The organism is Bradyrhizobium sp. USDA 3397 (assembly GCF_054060965.1).
In genome coordinates this window covers 4,031,645-4,051,795 of the sequence record NZ_JBSSDS010000001.1, presented here as the reverse complement: position 1 = coordinate 4,051,795, position 20,151 = coordinate 4,031,645, and the positions used below count along the sequence as shown (strand labels likewise).

Annotated in this window: 14 protein-coding genes and 1 tRNA gene; 13 read left to right on the top strand and 2 right to left on the bottom strand. The window is 65.6% G+C overall.

What is annotated here, in order from left to right; all coding sequences use genetic code 11:
• The first annotated feature begins 213 nt into the window (after window positions 1–213).
• The 10 genes from glmM to ACVWYQ_RS18500 all read left to right on the top strand — a co-directional run bounded on the left by glmM (window position 214) and on the right by ACVWYQ_RS18500 (window position 11,301).
• Window positions 214–1,557: a phosphoglucosamine mutase gene (gene glmM, locus ACVWYQ_RS18545; protein ID WP_157286558.1), complete on the top strand. Its 1,344-nt coding sequence runs from the start codon at window positions 214–216 to the stop codon at window positions 1,555–1,557.
• Window positions 1,558–1,870: 313 nt separating this feature from the next.
• Window positions 1,871–3,121, top strand: a complete 1,251-nt coding sequence (locus ACVWYQ_RS18540; protein WP_404543953.1) for an MFS transporter — start codon at window positions 1,871–1,873, stop codon at window positions 3,119–3,121.
• A 236-nt stretch (window positions 3,122–3,357) separates the two neighbouring features.
• Window positions 3,358–4,188, top strand: coding sequence for an outer membrane protein (locus ACVWYQ_RS18535; protein WP_157286559.1), 831 nt, complete (start codon window positions 3,358–3,360; stop codon window positions 4,186–4,188).
• 166 nt (window positions 4,189–4,354) lie between these two features.
• Window positions 4,355–5,242, top strand: coding sequence for an outer membrane protein (locus ACVWYQ_RS18530; protein WP_275508046.1), 888 nt, complete (start codon window positions 4,355–4,357; stop codon window positions 5,240–5,242).
• Between the two features lie 70 nt (window positions 5,243–5,312).
• Complete coding sequence (locus tag ACVWYQ_RS18525) at window positions 5,313–5,903, top strand: glutathione S-transferase family protein (RefSeq protein ID WP_404543950.1); 591 nt, start codon at window positions 5,313–5,315, stop codon at window positions 5,901–5,903.
• 18 nt (window positions 5,904–5,921) lie between these two features.
• Complete coding sequence (locus ACVWYQ_RS18520) at window positions 5,922–6,386, top strand: GNAT family N-acetyltransferase (RefSeq protein WP_271538959.1); 465 nt, start codon at window positions 5,922–5,924, stop codon at window positions 6,384–6,386.
• 160 nt (window positions 6,387–6,546) lie between these two features.
• A complete protein-coding gene (locus ACVWYQ_RS18515; RefSeq protein ID WP_271538957.1) occupies window positions 6,547–6,753 on the top strand; it encodes a hypothetical protein in 207 nt (68 codons plus the stop codon).
• Window positions 6,754–6,832: 79 nt separating this feature from the next.
• Window positions 6,833–8,005, top strand: a complete 1,173-nt coding sequence (locus ACVWYQ_RS18510; protein ID WP_404543948.1) for a phosphoserine transaminase — start codon at window positions 6,833–6,835, stop codon at window positions 8,003–8,005.
• A gap of 219 nt (window positions 8,006–8,224) precedes the next feature.
• On the top strand, window positions 8,225–9,814 hold the full coding sequence (serA, locus tag ACVWYQ_RS18505; RefSeq protein ID WP_404543946.1) for a phosphoglycerate dehydrogenase: 1,590 nt from the start codon (window positions 8,225–8,227) through the stop codon (window positions 9,812–9,814).
• Window positions 9,815–10,128: 314 nt separating this feature from the next.
• Window positions 10,129–11,301, top strand: coding sequence for a thiolase family protein (locus ACVWYQ_RS18500; RefSeq protein WP_271538953.1), 1,173 nt, complete (start codon window positions 10,129–10,131; stop codon window positions 11,299–11,301).
• A 92-nt stretch (window positions 11,302–11,393) separates the two neighbouring features.
• Here ACVWYQ_RS18500 and ACVWYQ_RS18495 read toward each other — a convergent pair whose 3' ends face one another.
• Window positions 11,394–12,437: an AI-2E family transporter gene (locus tag ACVWYQ_RS18495; protein WP_246732555.1), complete on the bottom strand. Its 1,044-nt coding sequence runs from the start codon at window positions 12,435–12,437 to the stop codon at window positions 11,394–11,396.
• A 500-nt stretch (window positions 12,438–12,937) separates the two neighbouring features.
• Between ACVWYQ_RS18495 and ACVWYQ_RS18490 the strand changes: the two genes are divergently transcribed.
• On the top strand, window positions 12,938–14,911 hold the full coding sequence (locus tag ACVWYQ_RS18490) for a methyl-accepting chemotaxis protein (RefSeq protein WP_404543944.1): 1,974 nt from the start codon (window positions 12,938–12,940) through the stop codon (window positions 14,909–14,911).
• A gap of 174 nt (window positions 14,912–15,085) precedes the next feature.
• On the opposite strand, the gene ACVWYQ_RS18485 is transcribed toward ACVWYQ_RS18490, so the two are convergent.
• A complete protein-coding gene (locus ACVWYQ_RS18485) occupies window positions 15,086–18,415 on the bottom strand; it encodes a PAS domain S-box protein (RefSeq protein ID WP_456726253.1) in 3,330 nt (1,109 codons plus the stop codon).
• Window positions 18,416–19,091: 676 nt separating this feature from the next.
• Here ACVWYQ_RS18485 and ACVWYQ_RS18480 point away from each other — a divergent pair.
• Both ACVWYQ_RS18480 and ACVWYQ_RS18475 read left to right on the top strand, forming a co-directional pair.
• Complete coding sequence (locus tag ACVWYQ_RS18480; protein WP_157287940.1) at window positions 19,092–19,526, top strand: phasin; 435 nt, start codon at window positions 19,092–19,094, stop codon at window positions 19,524–19,526.
• 427 nt (window positions 19,527–19,953) lie between these two features.
• A tRNA-His gene (locus tag ACVWYQ_RS18475) sits at window positions 19,954–20,030 on the top strand.
• Window positions 20,031–20,151 lie beyond the last annotated feature (121 nt).

Below are 20,151 nucleotides of genomic sequence, written 5' to 3'. Positions count from 1 at the left end.
CCACCGCTTTTCGCTGGTCACGCTGGAATTGCAATGTTAACAATGTGTTATCGGGGGCGGTCGCGGCGCCGGTTCCGTAATGATTCATCACATTTTTTGAAGCCAAGTTAGCCGCGATAGCTTTATAAGACCTCGGCAAATCAGGGATGCGGGTCCCGTTGGGGCAGCCCGTGGTTGTAGAGGGGAGTCCCTGGTTGCTGCTTGGGGGACGATATGAGCCGCAAATATTTCGGGACGGACGGGATTAGGGGCCGCGCCAACGGACTGATCACGCCGGAGCTCGCGCTCAAGGTCGGCCAGGCCGCGGGCCTTGCGTTTCAGCGCGGCGACCACCGCCACCGCGTCGTGATCGGCAAGGACACCCGTCTGTCCGGCTACATGATCGAATACGCCATGGTGGCAGGCTTCACCTCGGTCGGCATGGACGTGCTGCTGGTCGGCCCGATGCCGACGCCGGCGGTCGCGATGCTGACCAAGTCGATGCGCGCCGATCTCGGCGTCATGATCTCCGCCTCGCACAATCTGTTCGAGGACAACGGCATCAAGCTGTTCGGCCCGCAGGGCTTCAAGCTCTCCGACGACGTCGAGCGGCAGATCGAGCAGCTGCTCGACGAATCCCTCGACAAGCGGCTCGCCCAGAGCGCGAGCCTCGGCCGTGCCCGCCGCATCGACGGCGTGCACGACCGCTACATCGAATTCGCCAAGCGCACGCTGCCGCGCGACCTTTCGCTCGAGGGCCTGCGCGTCGTGATCGATTGCGCCAACGGCGCCGCCTACAAGGTGGTGCCCGAGGCACTGTGGGAATTGGGCGCCGACGTGGTGCCGATCGGCGTCGAGCCCGACGGCTTCAACATCAACAAGGATTGCGGCTCGACCTCGCCGGAGGCGCTGTCGAAGAAGGTGCGCGAGATGCGCGCCGACATCGGCATTGCGCTGGACGGCGACGCCGATCGCGTCATCCTGGTCGACGAGCGCGGCCATGTCGTCGACGGCGACCAGCTGCTCGCGGTGATCGCGCAGAGCTGGAAGGAGGATGGACGCCTCTCGCGTCCCGGCATCGTTGCCACCGTGATGTCCAATCTCGGGCTGGAGCGCTTCCTGCAAGGGCAGGGGCTCGAGCTGGTGCGCACGCCGGTCGGCGACCGCTACGTGCTCGAGCAGATGCTGAACGGCGGCTACAATCTTGGTGGCGAGCAGTCCGGCCACATTATCCTGTCCGACTACGCCACGACCGGCGACGGTTTTGTCGCCGCATTGCAGGTGCTCGCCGTGGTGCAGAAGCTGCGCCGCCCGGTGTCCGAGGTCTGCCACCGCTTCGATCCGCTACCGCAGATCCTCAAGAACGTCCGCCACAAGGGCGGCAGGCCGCTCGATGATTCCGACGTCAAGTCGGCGATCTCCGACGGCGAGAAGCGCCTCAACGGCCACGGCCGCCTCTTGATCCGCTCCTCCGGCACCGAGCCCGTGATCCGCGTCATGGGCGAAGGCGAGGACCGTCACCTCGTCGAGGACGTCGTCGACACCATCGTTTCGGCATTGGGGCAGGCCGCGGCGTAGGGCGCGATCGTAGCCCGGATGGAGCGCAGCGAAATCCGGGATTCGTGCGACGGGCGATAAAGGTCCCGGATTACGCTGCGCTCCATCCGGGCTACAAGTATCGTAGGGTGGGCAAAGCGAAGCGTGCCCACGCGTCTGTCGCATATCGGAAAGATGGTGGGCACGGCGCAGGGGCGCCTTTGCCCACCCTACGATATCGGATTCGCGGAGAGGGTAAGATACGCATCCCAGCCATTTGCGATTGACGATGGTCCCGCCGCCGCTTGCGTCGTAATCAGCACCTCGCGGCAATCTGCCGCGCCGGATTGCCGCCTTGAACAAGCCTGTCGTCGTCTCAGAGGAAACGCTGACCGAGCCCGTCGTCGTCGCCGAATTGGCGCCGGCCGCCCCCAAGGCGGCGGGGCCGGCCTATATCGTGCTCGCCGGCATCAGCGTCTCGCACTTCCTCAACGACACCATGCAGTCGCTGATCGCCTCGGTGTACCCGATCCTAAAGGACGCCTACGCGCTCGACTTCGCGCAGATCGGCATGATCACGCTGGCGTTCCAGTTCACGGCCTCGCTGTTGCAGCCGGTGGTCGGGCACTACACCGACAAGAAGGCGCAGCCCTATTCGCTCGCGGTCGGCATGGCCTCGACCTTCTTCGGCCTGCTGCTGCTCAGCGTCGCGCACCAATATCTCGTCATCCTCGTCGCCGCCGCGCTGGTCGGCCTCGGCTCGGCGGTATTTCACCCGGAATCGGCGCGCATCGCGCGGCTCGCCTCGGGCGGGCGCTACGGCTTTGCGCAATCGGTGTTCCAGCTCGGCGGCAGCTTCGGCACCTCGATGGGGCCGGTGCTTGCCGCGTTGATCGTGGTGCCGTTCGGGCAGGGCAGCATCGCCTGGTTCTCCTCCATCGCGTTCCTCGCCATCCTGATTCTCTGGCGCATCGGGCGCTGGTACGCGCCGCAGATCGCGACGAAGAAAGCGGCGCCCGTCCACAGCCAGCCCGGCGCGCCGAGCTCGCGCCGTGTCGCGGTAGCGCTCGCAGTGCTCGTCGTGCTGTTGTTCTCCAAGCAGCTCTACGTTTCGAGCCTGTCGAGCTATTACATCTTCTACCTGATCGACCGTTTCGGCGTCTCGACGCAGGCGGCCCAGATCTATCTCTTCGTCTTTCTCGCGGCGAACGCCGTGGGTGCGTTTCTCGGCGGTCCGCTGGGCGACCGCTTCGGCCGCAAGATCGTGATCTGGATCTCGATCCTCGGCGCGCTGCCGTTCACGCTGGCGCTGCCCTATGCCGGGCTCGTTGCGAGCGCGGTGCTCAGCGTCGCCATCGGCCTGATCATCTCCTCGACGACGTCGTCGATCATCGTCTTCGCGCAGGAGCTGGTGCCGCACCGCTTCGGCATGATCTCCGGCGTGTTCTTCGGCGTCGCCTTCGGCATCGGGGGCCTGGGCGCGGCCGTGCTGGGCAAGCTCGCCGACCACACCTCGATCGAGTTCGTCTACCAGGTCTGCGCCTATCTGCCGGCGATCGGGCTGCTCGCGGTGTTCCTGCCCAAGCTGCCGCGAAACGCGCGTTAACGCATCCTCTCTTGCCGCGTTGCGGCTTCACACATCGTTAGGGAATTCGGCGCCGATGTCGCATTTGGCGCGGCATTTTTGCAACGCTCGCACGGCGCGCGCGTGTAGGGTGAGAAAAAATCAACCTTAAAAATTAGGGTTAAGTGGCGCTTAAACATTTGCTGGCATCGTCCCCCCGTGAGTTTCCAGAACGTGAGGCGCTCGTATTCAGCCTCACCGGCCATAAGGACGAAGCAATGCGTAGCGTTAAGTCTCTCCTTGCCGCGGGTGCGGCAACCCTGATCTCGTCGATGGCGTTCGCCGCCGATATGCCGATCGCCGCCCCCCCTCCGATGTACGCGCCGCCGGCTCCGCCCGCCGACTTCGGCGGCTGGTATCTGCGCGGCGACATCGGCATGACCAACCAGAGCGCCAAGCGCATCGAGAGCGCCCTGCCGGCCGGGTACTCGAAGACGACGGAAGGCCTCGGCTTCGACTCCTCGCCGCTGTTCGGCCTCGGCGTCGGCTATCGCTTCAACAACTGGTTCCGCGCCGACGTGATCGGCCAGTACCGGGGCAAGGCCAATCTGCACGGTAGCGACAATGTCGTGGGACCCGGCTTCGTCGGCGTCAACAACTACAGCGGCAGCAAGTCCGAGTGGCTCGTGATGGCCAACGCCTATGTCGACCTCGGCACTTGGTGGTGCGTCACGCCGTTCATCGGCGCGGGCGTCGGCGGCTCCTACAACAAGCTCAGCGGCTTCCGCGACGACGGCGTGTCCTACAGCCCGCTACTCAACAACAGCGTCGCCTACTTCGCCGACAACGGAAAGTGGAACCTCGCCTGGGCCGCTCACGCCGGTCTTGCCTACAAGGTCAATCCCGGCTTCACCGTCGAACTGGCCTACAGCTACATGAACCTCGGCGATGCCGCGCCCGGCAACTACCGCCTGTTCGACAACAGCGCCTCGGGCCCGACCACGATCAAGGTCAGGGACATCACCTCGCACGACGTCAAGCTCGGCGTGCGCTGGGATCTCAACAGCCCGCCGGCCTACGTGCCGCCGCCGCTGGTCACCAAGGGCTGATCGCAAGCTGATCGGTTAGGACTCCTTAACGGCGCGGGATCATCCCGCGCCGTTTTGCTTTGCGTATTTTTCATGGCGAGGTGCGCAGAAAGCGCCCGGCGCAACCATTGGTTAAGGTTAACAGGCGATGATCATCGCAACAGTTCGAGTCCGATGGAGCGTGGTGATGCGTAGGCTGGTGTTGGCAGCGGCGATGTTGGGGACGGTGTCTGCCGCGCAAGCGGCCGACATGCCGGACCTGCCCGTGCTGCGCGGCGGCTTCGCCGACGGTCTGTCGAAGACCTCCGTCAATTGGAATGGCTTCTATGTCGGCGGTCATGGCGGTTATACCGCAGATGCCACGGATTTCAGCCAGAGCGTGGTCGGCCTGACCAATTACATCTTCCGCGACAGCGTACTCCAGGGGCCGACCTCGACGTGGTCGCTGCTGAACAAGACCAACACTCAAAGCACCAATTTCGGTGGCTTCGTCGGCCGCAACTGGCAATGGTATGATGCCGTTCTCAGTCTCGAGGGCACCTACAGCTACTTCAACAACATGGCGACATTGACGTCGGGATCCAACTCGCTCGTCATCGTCAACCCGCCTGGTGAGGTGCGGGCCCCCGGCGTCACCAACAACTATGCCGTCACGCTGACGGGTGCCGCGGCGGCCCAGGTCAAGGACATGGTGACGCTCCGCGGCCGTGTGGGCTGGGACGGCGGCAGCTTCATGCCCTATGCCTTCATGGGCGCTGCCGTCGGGCGAATGGACGTGTCGCGCACCGTGACCAGCAGCGTGTCGATGCGACAGGACACGACGACGACGGATTTCTTCGGCAACACCACGACGACACTTGGAACGTGGGGCCCGGTTCCTGCGCAGTCGGGCACGCAAGGTCAGCACAGGACCAACACTTACGCCGTGGGTTGGACCGCCGGCCTCGGGCTCGAATACTGCGTTTGGGACGGCTTGTTCGCCCGCATCGAATATGAATATGTGAGATTCTCTCCCGTCATGAACACGCAGGTGACGCTGAACAACGCGCGCCTCGGCCTCGGCTACAAGTTCTGAGCCGTCCGCTTCTTGTTGACAGCTTCGCTTCGTCCTGATGCTCTGTCGTCCCGAAAGTGGGGCGGCAGCGATGAAGATCTACGGCGACAGCAATTCCGGCAATTGTCTCAAGGTGAAGTGGGTCTGCGACAAGCTCGCATTGCCCTACCAGTGGATCGAGGTCGACACCCGCAAGGGCGAGACGCGCACGCCGCAATTCCTGAAGATGAACGGCGCCGGCCAGGTGCCGACCGTCGCATTCGACGACGGCCGCACGCTGGCCCAGTCCAACGCCATCATCCGCTATCTCGCCCGCGACAGCGCGCTGGTTCCGCGCGACGCCTTCACGGCGGCCAAGATGGACGAATGGCTGTTCTGGGAGCAGTATAGCCACGAGCCCTATATCGCCGTGTGCCGCTTCCTCATGGTCTATCTCGGCAAGGATTCCTCCGAGCTCGATCCTGAAAAGGTCAAGCGCGGCTATGCGGCGCTCGACCGCATGGAGCAGCATCTCGCCGCCAGCCGCTTCTTCGCCGGCGACGAGGTGTCGCTCGCCGACGTGTCGCTGCTCGCCTATACGCGCCTCGCGCATGAAGGCGGCTTCGACCTCGGCCGCTATGCCTCCGTCCGCCGCTGGATCGGCGACGTCGAAGCGTTTCTCGGCCTTCCGCCGGCGCGCTGAGGTGCGGAGTCGCCTGACATGAATGCCGAAGCGGTCTCTATCCGTCCCGCGCGCCGCGAGGACGTCGCCGCGATCGTGGCGATGCTCGCGGACGATCATCTCGGCCGCGCGCGCGAGCGCGTGGAGGATCCGTTGCCGGCCGCCTATTACGACGCATTCGCGCGGATCGCGCGCGATCCGAATCTGACGCTGGTGGTTGCCGAGAGTGAGGGCAGGGTGGTCGGCTGCCTGCAGCTCGCGATCCTCCCGGGCCTGAGCTCGCAAGGCGGATCGCGCGGCCTGCTCGAGGATGTTCGCGTTGCCACCGAGTGTCGCAGCCGCGGCATCGGCGAGCAATTGGTGCAATGGGCCGTGACGGAAGCAAAGGCGCGCGGCTGCAATCTGGTCGAGTTGCTCACGCATCAGACGCGCGTCGATGCGCAGCGCTTCTACAAGCGGCTCGGCTTTGCGGCGAGTCACGTCGGCATGACTGTCCGCTTTTGAGGCAGTGCGACGCGAGCGCTGCGCAGCCGGCGAAAAGCGGGCTTTTCATTCAGTCGTGTTAAGAGCCGGTAAACTACCGCTCCGTCGTTCACATTGATGAAGGAACGAAGGGTGCTACGGGGGCATCTGACACCGGGCTCGCTCGGTTCGGGATATTTCGATGACAAGCTATTCGATGATCAAGGTCGGCAACGACTACGTCGTGCAGGCCAATGAAAAATGCATTTTGAAGGTCGGAAGCCGCCGCAAGGCGGCGCAATTGATCAGCGATGCCACGGACTTGCTGAATGCGCTCGCTGTTGTCGAATCCCCCGATATTGCACCGGAAACGCCATCACTGGCGCGTGAGGCCCCGGAACTTCCTTGACGGACCTTCCCGATTCCCGTATCAGCCGCGGCGGGACACCTCCCCCCAACGGGAGGCTTACTATCTGGAAGGGTAGATCATGACTGTAGCGAAGCCCGCTTCGCGGCCGACCGTGCCGCATTTCTCTTCCGGCCCCTGCGCCAAGCGCCCCGGTTGGAACGCCCAAAATCTCAAGGACGCAGCTCTCGGCCGCTCGCATCGCGCGAAGATCGGCAAGACCAAGCTCAAGCTCGCGATCGACCTGACGCGCGAAGTGCTCGAGGTCCCCGCCGATTACCGCATCGGCATCGTGCCGGCCTCCGATACCGGCGCGGTCGAGATGGCGCTGTGGTCGCTGCTCGGCGCACGTCCCGTCACCACGCTCGCCTGGGAATCCTTCGGCGAGGGCTGGGTCAGCGACATCGTCAAGGAATTGAAGCTCAAGGACGTCACCAAGCTAAATGCGGCCTACGGTGAGATCCCGGATCTGTCGAAGGTCGATCCCAAGACCGACGTCGTCTTCACCTGGAACGGCACGACGTCGGGCGTGCGCGTTCCGAACGCGGACTGGATCAGCGCGAGCCGCGAAGGCCTGACCATCTGCGACGCCACCTCCGCCGCGTTTGCACAGCCGCTCGACTGGGCCAAGCTCGACGTCGTCACCTTCTCCTGGCAGAAGGCGCTCGGCGGCGAGGCCGCGCATGGCATGCTGATCCTCTCGCCCCGCGCGGTGGAGCGGCTCGAGACCTACAAGCCGGCCTGGCCGCTGCCGAAGATCTTCCGCATGACCAAGGGCGGCAAGCTAAACGAAGGCATCTTCGTCGGCGAGACCATCAACACGCCGTCGATGCTCTGCGTCGAGGATTATCTCGATGCGCTGAACTGGGCCAAGTCGATCGGCGGCCTCAAGGCGCTGATCGCGCGCGCCGACGCCAACACCAAGGTGCTGGCGGACTGGAAGGCGAAGACGCCCTGGATCGACTTCCTCGCCAAGGACGCTTCGATCCGCTCCAACACCTCCGTGTGCCTGAAGTTCACCGATCCCGCGATCACCTCGCTGTCCGAGGACGCGCAGGCGGAGTTCAGCAAGAAGCTGGTTTCCCTCGTCGAGAAGGAAGGCGCGGGCTACGACTTCGCCTATTACCGCGACGCGCCGGCGGGCCTGCGCATCTGGTGCGGCGCGACGGTGGAAGCAAAGGACGTCGAGCTGCTGACGCAGTGGATCGACTGGGCCTTCGCCGAGACCAAGGCCGCTCTGCCCAAGGCAGCGTAAGTTTCTTCTTCGCCTCTCCCCGTCCTTACGGGGAGAGGCCGGGTCGCGCAGCGATCCGGGTGAGGGGCTCTCTCCACGAGCACTTCGCCTGTGGCTGCCCCTCACCCCAACCCTCTCCCCGTAAGAACGGGGAGAGGGAGACCAACAAGCTTCCAAGTCACTCACGCATTTCCGGCCCTCGGGCCGATCCTCCCTCAGGGACGGTGAAGGACAAATCCCATGACCAAACCCAAAGTTCTCATTTCCGACGCGCTCTCGCCCGCTGCCGTGCAGATCTTTAGGGATCGCGGCGTCGAGGTCGACTTCCAGCCCAATCTCGGCAAGGACAAGGACAAGCTGGCCGAGATCATCGGCAATTACGACGGCCTTGCGATCCGCTCCGCGACCAAGGCGACCGCCAAGATCCTCGAGAAGGCGGCCAGGCTGAAGGTGATCGGCCGCGCCGGCATCGGCGTCGACAATGTCGAGATCCCGGCCGCGACGGCCAAGGGCATCATCGTGATGAACACGCCGTTCGGCAATTCGATCACGACCGCCGAGCACGCCATCACCCTGATGCTCGCGCTCGCCCGCGAGATCCCGCAGGCCGACGCCTCGACGCAGGCCGGCAAGTGGGAGAAGAACCGCTTCATGGGCGTGGAGATCACCGGCAAGGTGCTAGGCGTCGTCGGCTGCGGCAATATCGGCTCGATCGTCGCCGACCGCGCGCTCGGCCTGCGCATGAAGGTGATCGCGTTCGACCCGTTCCTGTCGCCGGAGCGCGCCAAGGACATCGGCGTCGAGAAGGTCGATCTCGACGATCTGCTCAGGCGCGCCGACTTCATCACGCTGCACACGCCGCTGACCGAGAAGACCAAGAACATCATCGACGCGGCCGCGATCGCCAAGATGAAGAAGGGCGTGCGCCTGATCAATTGCGCCCGCGGCGGTCTCGTCGACGAGCAGGCGGTGGTCGAGGCGCTCAACACCAAGCACATTGCCGGCGCCGCCTTCGACGTCTTCGTCGAGGAGCCCGCGACCAAGAGCGTGCTATTCGGCCATCCCAACGTGATCTGCACGCCGCATCTCGGCGCCTCCACCACCGAAGCGCAGGAGAACGTCGCGCTGCAGGTCGCCGAGCAGATGTCGGATTACCTGCTCACCGGCGCGATCTCGAACGCGGTCAACTTCCCCTCGATCACGGCGGAAGAGGCGCCGAAGCTGAAGCCGTTCATCGCGCTCGCCGAGAAGCTCGGCTCGTTCGCGGGACAGCTCACCGAGAGCGGCATCCTCAAGGTCGAGATCACCTATGAGGGCCACGTCGCCGAGATGAAGATCAAGGCGATCACCTCCGCGGTCCTGTCGGGCTTGCTGCGGCCGATGCTGGGCGAGGTCAACGTGGTGTCAGCGCCGGTCGTCGCAAAGGAGCGCGGCATGGTGGTGGACGAGATCGTCCGCGCCGCCCAGAGCGACTATGAGAGCCTGATCACCGTCACGGTCACCACCGAGCGGCAGGAGCGGTCGGTCTCGGGGACCGTCTACGCCGACGGCAAGCCGCGCCTCGTCGACATCAAGGGCATCCGCGTCGATGCCGAGTTCGGCAAGTCGATGATTTACGTCACCAATGAGGACAAGCCGGGCTTCATCGGCAAGTTCGCGGGGCTTCTGGGCGACGCCAAGATCAACATTGCGACCTTCCATCTCGGCCGCGTCGCCCCCGGTAGCGATGCCATTGCGCTGGTCGAGGTCGACGGCGTGGTGCCGGCCGACGTGCTCGCTAAGGTGCAGGCCCTGCCGCAGGTCAAGCAGGCCAAGGCGCTGACGTTCTGAGCTTCACCTCTCCCGAAGGGAGAGGTCGGGTCGCATCGTAAGATGCGATCCGGGTGAGGGGTTAGGCTCTCACAGATTGCTGCGGCCCCTCACCCGGATTGCTGGCGCAATCCGACCTCTCCCCGCCGGGGAGAGGTGACACAGCGAGCCGACAGAGTCGAATTCCATCGCCTTCCACAGACATATTCCGACCCGCGGAACAACGCCGCTTCCTTCACCGGAGGCGGCGTTTTATTTTCCCCGCGACCTCCTGACTTTGTGTACCAATGGCGCTAGGACGCTCCGTTCCAAATCGTTCGACAAGGGAGAAAACAATGCGTGAAGCCGTCATCGTTTCCTATGCGCGCACGGGCCTGGCGAAATCCGGCCGCGGCGGGTTCAACATCACGCCGCCGATGTCGCTCGCGGCCCACGCCATTCACCACGCGGTGGACCGCGCCGGCGTCGAGAAGGACTATGTCGAGGACTGCTATCTCGGCAATTGCGCCCATGGCGCGCCGAACATCGGCCGCCAGGCCGCGCTGCTCGCCGGCCTGCCGAAGACCACCGCCGGCGTGTCGGTGAACCGCTTCTGCTCGTCGGGCCTGCAGACCATCGCGATGGCCGCCAATTCGATCCGCTCCGACGGCGCCGATTGCATCGTCGCCGGCGGCGTCGAGAGCATCTCGATTCCCGGCGGCGCCACGCCGAAGGAATCTATCGATCCGGAGCTGCTCAAGGTCGCTCCCGACATCTTCATGGCGATGATCGACACCGCCGACATCGTCGCCGAGCGCTACAAGCTCAGCCGTGAATATCAGGACGAGTTCTCGCTGGAATCGCAGCGCCGCATGGCCGCGGCCCAGCAGGCGAACAAGTTCAAGGACGAGATCGTCCCGATGAAGACGAAGATGAAGGTCGTCGACAAGCAGACCAAGGCCGAGAGCATCGTCGACTACACCGTCGATCGCGACGAATGCAATCGCCCTGACACCACGATGGAAGGATTGGCAAAACTCGAACCGGTGAAGGGGCCCGGCAAGTTCGTCACCGCCGGCAATGCCAGCCAGCTCTCCGACGGCGCCGCCGCGGTGGTGCTGATGGAAGCCAAGGACGCCGAGAAGCGCGGCCTCAAGCCGCTCGGCCGCTTCGTTGCCTGGGCGACCGCCGGCTGCGAGCCGGACGAGATGGGCATCGGCCCGGTGTTCGCGATTCCGAAGCTGCTCAAGCGCACCGGCCTCAAGATCGACGACATCGATCTGTGGGAGCTCAACGAGGCCTTCGCCAGCCAGTGCCTGTATTGCCGCGACCAGCTCGGCATCGATCCCGCCAAGTACAACGTCAACGGCGGCTCGATCGCGATCGGCCATCCCTTCGGCATGACCGGCGCCCGTCTCACCGGCCATCTGCTGCAGGAAGGCGCCCGCCGCAAGGCCAAGTGGGGCGTGGTGACGATGTGCATCGGCGGCGGCCAGGGCGGCGCCGGCCTGTTCGAGATCTATCACTGATCCAACGCGACTCGCATGCGAAGGCACGGCGCGATTGAAGCGCCGTGCCTTTTCAGTTCCGCGGCGTGCGAGGGTTGGCGAAGCCGGACGGCTCAGCCCGACTGCTCCCGAACATTGGGACGGAATATCCACTCTCGCCAGACCGTCAGCAAGGCGGCCATGATCACGGGACCCAGGAACAGGCCGAGGAGGCCGAAGGCGGCGAGGCCTCCGAAGATGCCGACGAAAGCGAGGAGAAACGGCAGCCGGGCCGAATCGCCGACCAGTGTGGGCCAGACGAAATGATCGCCGGCAAGCATCACGATCGAGCCCCAGCAGAACACACCTGCGGCCGCCAGCCCGCTGCCGCCACCGGACACCAGCACCAGCGCCGCGGCCGAGAAGGCCAGCCAGGCGCCGAACGGGATCATCGCAAATGCCGCCGTGAGGATCGTGAAAACGACGGCGTTCGGCACGCCCGCGACCAGATAGCCGACGCCGATCAGCAATCCCTCGCCCACGGCGACCAGCACCGTGCCGTTCACGGTGCCGCGGGTGGTCGCGACCATCTTCGCGACGAGACCTTCGCCGGCTTCGCCAAACAGCCGGTCACACGTTTCCAGAAAGCGGCTCGCGATCAGCCGGCCATGACGGAGCAGCACGAACAGAGCCAACAGCGAAAAGAACATCATGAACAGCCGGTGGAGTAGCTGCCCGCCAAACGTTCGAAACAGATCCGATGCATTGTCGGCGCTGACCGTCTTCAGCCACTCGCTTGCCGCCTTGGGGTCGGAGAGGTTGGTGCGCCACCATTGCTCGATACTCTCAGCGGCGACGGGCAAGCGGGCAAGCCAATCCGGGACTTCGATCCCGCTCTCGCCGGCCTTCTTCAGCGAGCTGACCAACGCCTCTCCCTGCTGCGCGATCTGGTAGATCGCGAGCGACATGGGCGCGATCAGAACGAGTGCGACCATGAGCGTAAAGGCCAGGGCGGTCAGCGTGGTCGGCCCTGCGCCGAAGCGTTGGGCGAACCTGACGTAGAGCGGCCAAAGCGCGATTGCGAGAATCGCGGCCCAGATCAGCGCGGTCAGAAATCCAGCCGCGGTCCAGAGCGCGAGCGCGACCAGCACGAGCGCGAGAACCACACGGGCATTCATGCGGGCCGAAGCGCCTGAAGGCAGCGGCTTTCGGTCGGAAACAGCATCGCTCCCCTGGGGAGGGGTCTTCTTGGATGCCCCCGATTTCAGTCGCTCGGACATTGCGGTGACGTGGCGAGTGCAAATTCGCGTTGTTGAAAATGGACGAACAGGAACGCCACGAGTTCAAGCCGCGACGCGGCCTTCGGTTCCGCTCGGGAACAAGTCGCATAGCGATGCGCGGCGGCTCGCGACGCGGGGCGCCGCAGCGCCGAAAACTCGCCTGGTTGACGCTACGCCCCTGTCGGCGCTGGCGCGCGCACCACCCCGATCAGCGTGCCGTCTTGACCTGTGCACCGGCGGCGGCCAGGGGGCGGCCGGCCCCGGCCTGTGCATTTCACCGTGCATAGCAGCGAGCATTCTTGGGGAGTACACGTATTAATACGTGTCCGCAAATTAACGGAAGCTTTTACCTGATATCGCTTCATCAACAGCATCGCTCACCACCAGCTTGGTTCACGATGCGGCTCCCGTCCCTGCGACTCACTCACAAGATCACCGCGATCGGCGTCATTGGCGTCATCGGCGTCGTCCTGATCGGCGGCATTCACCTCTACGGCGAGCGGAGGATGGGCGTCTATCGCGACGCGGCCGAGGATGCGCGCACCGTGTTCGAGCTGAACAACAGGATCGCGGTCGAGCTGCTCGAGGCGCGCCGCGCCGAGAAGGATTTTCTGCTGCGCAGCGATCCGGCCAGGGCGCAGCGCCAGGTCGAGATCAGCCGGCAGGTGGCGCTCGACATCGAGACGCTCCGCGGCAAGATCGCAGCGCTCGGCCAGCCCGAGCTGGCGCAGAAGATCGACGCGATGAATGCGTCGCTCAAGACCTATCAGGCCCGCTTCGCCGCGGTGGTCGAGGAACGGCAGCGGCTCGGCCTCGACGAGAAGTCCGGGCTCGAAGGCCGCCTGCGCGCTTCCGTCCACGGCATCGAAAGCCAGGTCGACCAGTTCCAGAATTCCGAGCTCAAGGTGATCATGCTGATGATGCGCCGGCATGAAAAGGATTTCATGCTGCGCCGGAACGCGAGATATGGCGAGGAGATGAAGAAGCGCGCGTCCGAATTTGCCGCAGGCCTCGACGCGGCAGCCATCGCCGACGGCGCCAAGGCCGAGCTGCGCCAGAAGCTCGCCGATTATCAGCGCGACTTCTCCGCCTGGATGGAGACCGCGCTGAAGCTGGCGGCCGAATCGAAGGCGATGTCCGAGGCCTTCGCTTCGGTCGAGCCGGTGATCGAGCAGATCTCGACATCGGTCGACCGCATCCGCGCCGACGCCGACCGTCTCAACGAGGCCGAGCGCACCAGCATCCAGTTCTGGATTGCGGTCGCGATCGCGCTGATTGCGACGAGCGTGCTCGGCCTCGGCATCTTCATCGGACGTTCGGTCTCGAGGCCCTTGACCGCGATGCGCGCGGCGATGATCGAGCTCGCCAACGGCAATTTCGCCATCGTTCTTCCCGGCCTCGGCCGTCCCGACGAGATCGGCGAGATCGCGCAAGCCGTCGAGACGTTCAAGGTCAACGCCGAGCGAAAGGCGCAGGAGGAGGCCGAAGAGAAGATCAGGCAGGATAAGCTCGCCGCCGAGCGCCGCCGCGCCGACATGATCAGGATGGCGGACGATTTCGAAGGCGCGATCGGCGAGATCGTCGAGACCGTATCGTCGGCGGCCAACGAGCTCGAGGCGTCGGCGACGTCGCTGACCACGACCGCCAGCCGCTCGACCGAGCTCGCCACGCTGGTCGAGGCGGCGTCCGAGGAAGCGGCGACCAACGTGCAGTCGGTGGCGTCCGCGGCCGAGGAGCTGACCGCCTCCGTCAACGAGATCAGCCGTCAGGTGCAGGCCTCCGCGCGCATGGCGGGCGAGGCCGTCACCCAGGCCGGGCAGACCAACGATCGCGTCAGCGAATTGTCCAAGGCGGCCGCGCGCATCGGCGACGTGGTCGAGCTCATCAACGCCATCGCCGGCCAGACCAATCTGCTCGCGCTGAACGCCACCATCGAGGCGGCGCGCGCGGGCGAGGCCGGACGCGGCTTTGCCGTGGTTGCCTCGGAAGTGAAGGCGCTCGCCGAGCAGACCGCGAAGGCGACCGGCGACATCGGTCAGCAAATCTCGAGCATCCAGGTCGCGACGCAAGATTCCGTCGGTGCGATCAAGACCATCGGCGGCACCATCGAGCGTCTGTCCGAAATCTCCTCCACCATCGCGGCCGCGGTGGAAGAGCAGGGCGCCGCGACCAGCGAGATCTCGCGCAACGTCCAAAGCGCCGCCGCCGGCACCACGCAGGTCAGCGCCAACATCTCCAGCGTGCGCCAGGGCGCGACCGAGACGGGATCTGCCTCCTCGCAAGTGCTGTCCGCGGCGCAATCGCTGTCGAACGACAGCAGCCGGCTGAAGCTCGAGGTGAGCAGGTTTTTGGAGACGGTGCGGGCGGCTTAAGCGCGTCTGCAAACCGGCAGTAGGTAGGTTGATCGTGCGGCGGGCCAACCTCTCCCGCTTGCGGGAGAGGTCGACGCGAAGCGTCGGGTGAGGGCTCTTTCCTCTCGGGGATTGTCCCGTCGTGGAGACACCCTCTCCCCGACCCTCTCCCGCAAGCGGGAGAGGGAGAACACCTCACGCCCCCGCCAGCGCTGGCGCGAGCACCACCTCGATCAGCGTGCCGTGGCCGGCGCTCTTGATGTTGAACCGGGCGCGGTTGGCTTCGACCAGCGCTTTCGTCAGCGACAGGCTCAGCGCCGAGCTGTCGGCAGCATCGCCCGGCGGCGGGGTGCGGAACGGCTCCATCGCGGCGGCGACTTCGCGCTCGGAAAGGCCATGGCCGGTGTCGCGGATGCGCAGTGCGATCTCGCCGCGATCGGTCAGCGCGGTCGAGACGATGACCTGGCCGCCGGCGCTGGCGAGCCGGATCGAGTTCGAGATCAGGTTCATGGTGATCTGCCGCATCGCGCGCGCATCGACGCTCACCTGCGGCAGCGCATGGGCGAGCGAGGTGCGGATGATGATGCGCTCGCGGTTGGCCTGCGGCTGCATCACCGTCACGCAGGCCTCGACCAGGTCGTTCAGGTTCAAGTTCGCGAAATTCAGGTCGAGCTTGCCGGTCTCGATCCGCGACAGCTCCAGGAGGTCGTCGATGATGGCGATGACGCGCTCGCCGGAGGCGCGGATGTCCTTCATGTATTCGCCATAACGCTCGTTGCCGAGCGCGCCGAAGCGCTCGGAGATCATCACCTCGGCAAAGCCGATGATGGCGTTGAGCGGCGTGCGGATCTCGTGGCTGATCCGCGCCAGCATGTCGGCCTTGGCGTTGGCCGCGCCGTCGACGAGGCGGCGGGCCTTCGTCAATTCGCTCTCGCCCTTCTTCGCGTGCGAGAGGTCGCGGAACACGGCGAAGAAGTTCGGCCCGTCGGGCCGGGTGCGGCCCATGATCATCGCGAGCGGGATGACGCCGCCCTTCTTCTCGCGGCCCAGCACCTCGCGGCCGTGATCGAGCAGGCTGGAGATGTCCTGGCTCTTAAGGCTTTCCAGATAATCGGCGACGATCTGCTGGCTCTCGGGGGCGAACAGCGTCAGCAAATTCTGCTGCAGCAGCGCCTCGCCGTCATAGCCGAACAGCGCCTCCGCGCTGCGGTTGCAGGCGTGGATGTTGCCTTCGGCATCGAACATCACGATGCCCTCGGCTGTGGTGTCGAGGATGGCGGCGAGATCCTCGGCATCGGCATCGCCGGCCGCGGGCTCCGCGTCCGCGGCGTCAGGCTCTGCGGCCACCAAGGTCTCTGCGACGGCAGCCGCCGCGGCGATCGGCGCCGCCTGCGGCAGCGCGCAGATCAGCGCATGCGCGCTGTCGCCGTCCCAGTCGATGGTGTGGAGATGCGCTTCCGTCGTCGCCAGCGGCGCTTCGCCGTTCGCGACCGTCGCGCTGATCGTCACAGGCGTGCCGCCTTGCGTGGTGCTGCTGGCCGCCGACACGCCCGGCTCGACATAGAGCGCATCCAGCCCGCCGGCATGCTCCAGCGCGTTCAGGCTGTCATAGCCGATGCGCGCGAGGAAGGCGGGATTGGCGTAGAGCAGGCGGTCGAGCCGGTAAATCAGGATGCCCGTCGGCAACAGGTCGAGCAGTGTGCGGTCGCGCGCGCTCATCCCGCGCGGCGGCGGTGCGGGCTCGGTCAGCCATTCGGCTGCGGCCTGCGGCGGCTCCGGCTCCGATGCTTCGGCGCTGATCTCCGCCACTGGTCCGGCCGCGTCGGTCGTGATGGTCTCGCGCTCGCGTTCGAGCCGCTCGGACAATTGCCGCGCGAGCTCGTTGAACGCGCTGTTCTCGACCGGCGTCAGCGTCGGCGGCCGCGTATCGCCGGCGACGCGGAACGGCACGACATTGGGAGGCGTTTCCACGGGCGTGTCCAGTTCGGTTGGGTGTGAAGTCACGTCGCTTGTGGGCTCTGGCAGGTCGGGTTCGGCTTGCGGTTCGGGCTCGGCTTGCGGCTCAGGCTCGGATGGCGCGATCGGCGGTGCCTCTGCTTCGCTCTCGGCCACTGTTTCCGCCGCCGCTTCAGGCTCGGCCTCCGCATCGGACGCGACGGCCTCAATGGAGCGGCCCTGGGGCGGCGCGTCGACCAGCAGCTCGAAGCGCCTGAGCGCCTCGAGCCGGTTGAGCGCGTCGAGATCGCGGCAGACGCCGAAGCCGCGGAAGCCGGCGAACTGACGGTTGCGGTCGTAGACCGGCAGGCCCGCGAGCTCGACCGGAATATGCTCGCCGCCGTCGGCCGGCCAGTTCACTGTGATGCCGGCCCAGGTATCCTTGCTTTCCAGCGCCTTCGCCACGCGCCCCTCGGGATCGAGCGAAAATTCCTCGGCGATCTCGCGCCAGGGGCGGCCGAAACCGGCGGCCGTGTGCGTGCCCATCAGGCGGATGAAGTCATCGGAGCCGAGCACAAAGCGGCCCTCTTCATCCATCTGCCAGAGGAAGCGCAGCGGATGCTGACGCGGTGCGGGCGGCTCTTGCTGGCCCGACTGCTGGTCTGAAGTCGGCTCGACCATGCCTGCATTGATCGGCGCGGGCTGCGGCGACACAATGGCTTGCGGCTGGTTTTCAACCGGAGTTTTGGCCGCCGCGGGGACGACCGGCTCGGGCGTCGGCGCAATCGTCTCGGCGGGTGGTTCGGCAGGCTCGGCGAATGCGTCGAACAGCGCGATCGCAGACGGCGCCTCGTTCGGTGCAGGCTGTGCGTCCTCCAGCACCGCGGCCGGAGGCTGCGCGGGCGTCACGTCGGGCGCGGCCTCGCGCGCCGCCGTGGCGGCGGCCGGCTCGATCAGCGCGACCAGGCCGATATCGGCGCCGCTGCCGACCCGCTGCAGCACCATCTGGCCGATGCCGATCGGCGTCGCGGCGCGGCCTTTTGCCAGCGCATCGCTGCGGGCGCGGTCGAGGCCGGCCTCGAATAGATCGCGAAAGCCGAGCAGGGAGCGCGCGGCCTCGCTCGCGCCGACGAACAGCCCGTCCGGCGCGAACGCCGCCATCGGCACCTTGGCGCCGGCGACCAGCCGATGCAGCCGCTCGACCAGCGGCATGGTGCGCAGCGTCGGGTCCATCGCGATGACGAGCACCGCATGGCCGCCATCGGCAAAGTCGAGCCGCGCGCAGCCGCAGGTCATCAGCGCCCCTAACCGGGCGCCGAAGCCGCGCAGCCGCTGCAGCCGTATTGCGCCGTTCGCCGGCAGCTGGGGGGCGAGCCTGACGATTTGGCGGCGGTGGCTGTCGGCGGGGCCGAACACCTTGTCCGCGAGGCCGGCGCTGTTGGCTGCGCCGAACAGTTTTGCGCCGACCGGATTGGCCCACAGCACGCGCGCGCCGTCGGTCGACCACAGCCAGACCGGCAGGGCAGAGGTCGCATGCACGGCCAGCCGCGGATCGCCCACCCCTCGCAACTGGAAATCCGAACGCGTCATCAGGCCGGCTGCATCTCACGCTTCACGAGTGGCGGCTGCCGGGAATGACAGCCTTAAGAAAGGGTTAGTATCGCCCGGAAGGCGCGACTAGGTCCACGGTTCAAAGCCCCGCGACGGACCCCCAAGCGGCGATAACCTTAATCCCGCCAACCCCGCAAGCCGAGCCAACGTTGCATCCAAGGGATTCGAAGCGGAGGGCATAGGCGCGCGCAGCACCCGCGGTGCCCATCCTCCCCTGGAGGGGGAGGATCGGCTCACATGAGCGTAGCGAATGTGAGACGAGGTGGGGTGACAGTCTCTCGCCACGGGCGGTCCCCGCGGGGAGAGATCACCCCACCCCGGCTCATATTTCGCTACGCTCAATATGAGCCGACCCTCGCCCTCCAGGGGAGGGTAAAAGCTTGTTGCCCGGCGCATCCCACTACCTCAACCCCCGGTTCCCGACCTCCGGAACCTCACCCATCCCGAGATTAAATTTCGCATCGCACCGCTCTGCCGCGTTGCGATGCACAATGTTGACATGATAGGCAGCCATAGTGCTGGCGCTGGGCGAGCCATCACCTTTGTTTCGCGTTTCCAGTCTTCGTACCCGCTCAATGCGCAGGGCCCATGGTCGGGGCCGGCGGGCGCGCCAGAAAGGCTCACTCCATTTTTTCAATTAGCGTGAGGGACCAACATGACAGGTGCGACTGATCCGTTTTCTGCCTCGATCATCCCGTTCGAGGTTCCCGAGCAGGTGCGTGCGTTCGCAGAGAAGGGCGCGGCGCAGGCCCGCGAGAACTACGCCAAGTTCAAGGACGCCGCTGAGACCCACAACGGCACCGTCGAGGCCGTGTTCACCTCGGCCTCCAAGGGCGCGAGCGAGTACACCGCCAAGCTGGTCGAGTTCATGAAGGCCAATTCGAGCGCTCAGCTCGACTTCGCCCAGCAGCTGTTCGGCGCCAAGTCGCCGACCGAAGCGATGGAGCTGTGGACCGGCCACGCCCGCAAGCAGCTCGAGACCTTCCAGGCCCAGGCCAAGGAGTTGGTCGAGCTCACTCAGCGCGTCGCCAATGAGACCGCCGAGCCGATCAAGGCCAGCGCCTCCAAGTACTACCCTTCCGCCGCCTGAGCGGTCGGATCGATGTAAGCCAGCGAAACCCGGGCCCGAAAGGCCCGGGTTTTTCTTTTGGAAATGGGTCGACCGGGTCGCGCCCAGCACTCCGTCCACCTCTCCCAAAGGGAGAGGTGATCCCGCCCCCGGCGATGCGAAGCATCGTCCGGCGCGGTCCGGGTGAGGGGCTCAGGTCTCACCGGCCGCCGCGGCCCCTCACCCGGATCGCTCCGGCGCGCATTCGCGCACCAGAGCAATCCGACCTCTCCCCGCTGGGGAGAGGTGATCCCGCCCGGCCAATCGACCTGTTTTCTTCGCGCTGAAGAGGGGAAATATCGGGTTCTGCGGCCTTGCCAAACCGGGCCGTTGCACCTAGTTTCCGCCCCGTCCAGCCCCCTCAGGCATCAAGCCTTTTCAGGCAGCCCAAGGCGCGGCGCGCAAGGATGCAGTTGTAGCTCAGTTGGTTAGAGCGCCTGTCTGTGGAACAGGAGGTCGGTGGTTCGAGCCCACCCAACTGTACCAGCGAAATCAATAAGTTATCCTAGCCTTCGCTCGAAGCCCACGACTGCTAGCTACCATGTAGCTACCGCGGTGACGGAAAGGCAGTCTGGTTCTAAAAGAAGGCATTCGTAATGACGGGGTC

Excerpts from the sequence above, each read along its gene's own strand:
- ACVWYQ_RS18495 (WP_246732555.1), bottom strand. The coding sequence starts at position 12,437 with ATGAATGCCCGTGTGGTTCTCGCGCTCGTGCTGGTCGCGCTCGCGCTC.
- ACVWYQ_RS18515 (WP_271538957.1), top strand. The coding sequence starts at position 6,547 with ATGACAAGCTATTCGATGATCAAGGTCGGCAACGACTACGTCGTGCAG.
- ACVWYQ_RS18480 (WP_157287940.1), top strand. The coding sequence starts at position 19,092 with ATGACAGGTGCGACTGATCCGTTTTCTGCCTCGATCATCCCGTTCGAG.
- ACVWYQ_RS18520 (WP_271538959.1), top strand. The coding sequence starts at position 5,922 with ATGAATGCCGAAGCGGTCTCTATCCGTCCCGCGCGCCGCGAGGACGTC.
- ACVWYQ_RS18485 (WP_456726253.1), bottom strand. The coding sequence starts at position 18,415 with ATGACGCGTTCGGATTTCCAGTTGCGAGGGGTGGGCGATCCGCGGCTG.
- ACVWYQ_RS18525 (WP_404543950.1), top strand. The coding sequence starts at position 5,313 with ATGAAGATCTACGGCGACAGCAATTCCGGCAATTGTCTCAAGGTGAAG.
- ACVWYQ_RS18530 (WP_275508046.1), top strand. The coding sequence starts at position 4,355 with ATGCGTAGGCTGGTGTTGGCAGCGGCGATGTTGGGGACGGTGTCTGCC.
- ACVWYQ_RS18510 (WP_404543948.1), top strand. The coding sequence starts at position 6,833 with ATGACTGTAGCGAAGCCCGCTTCGCGGCCGACCGTGCCGCATTTCTCT.
- serA (WP_404543946.1), top strand. The coding sequence starts at position 8,225 with ATGACCAAACCCAAAGTTCTCATTTCCGACGCGCTCTCGCCCGCTGCC.
- ACVWYQ_RS18490 (WP_404543944.1), top strand. The coding sequence starts at position 12,938 with ATGCGGCTCCCGTCCCTGCGACTCACTCACAAGATCACCGCGATCGGC.
- ACVWYQ_RS18535 (WP_157286559.1), top strand. The coding sequence starts at position 3,358 with ATGCGTAGCGTTAAGTCTCTCCTTGCCGCGGGTGCGGCAACCCTGATC.
- ACVWYQ_RS18500 (WP_271538953.1), top strand. The coding sequence starts at position 10,129 with ATGCGTGAAGCCGTCATCGTTTCCTATGCGCGCACGGGCCTGGCGAAA.
- glmM (WP_157286558.1), top strand. The coding sequence starts at position 214 with ATGAGCCGCAAATATTTCGGGACGGACGGGATTAGGGGCCGCGCCAAC.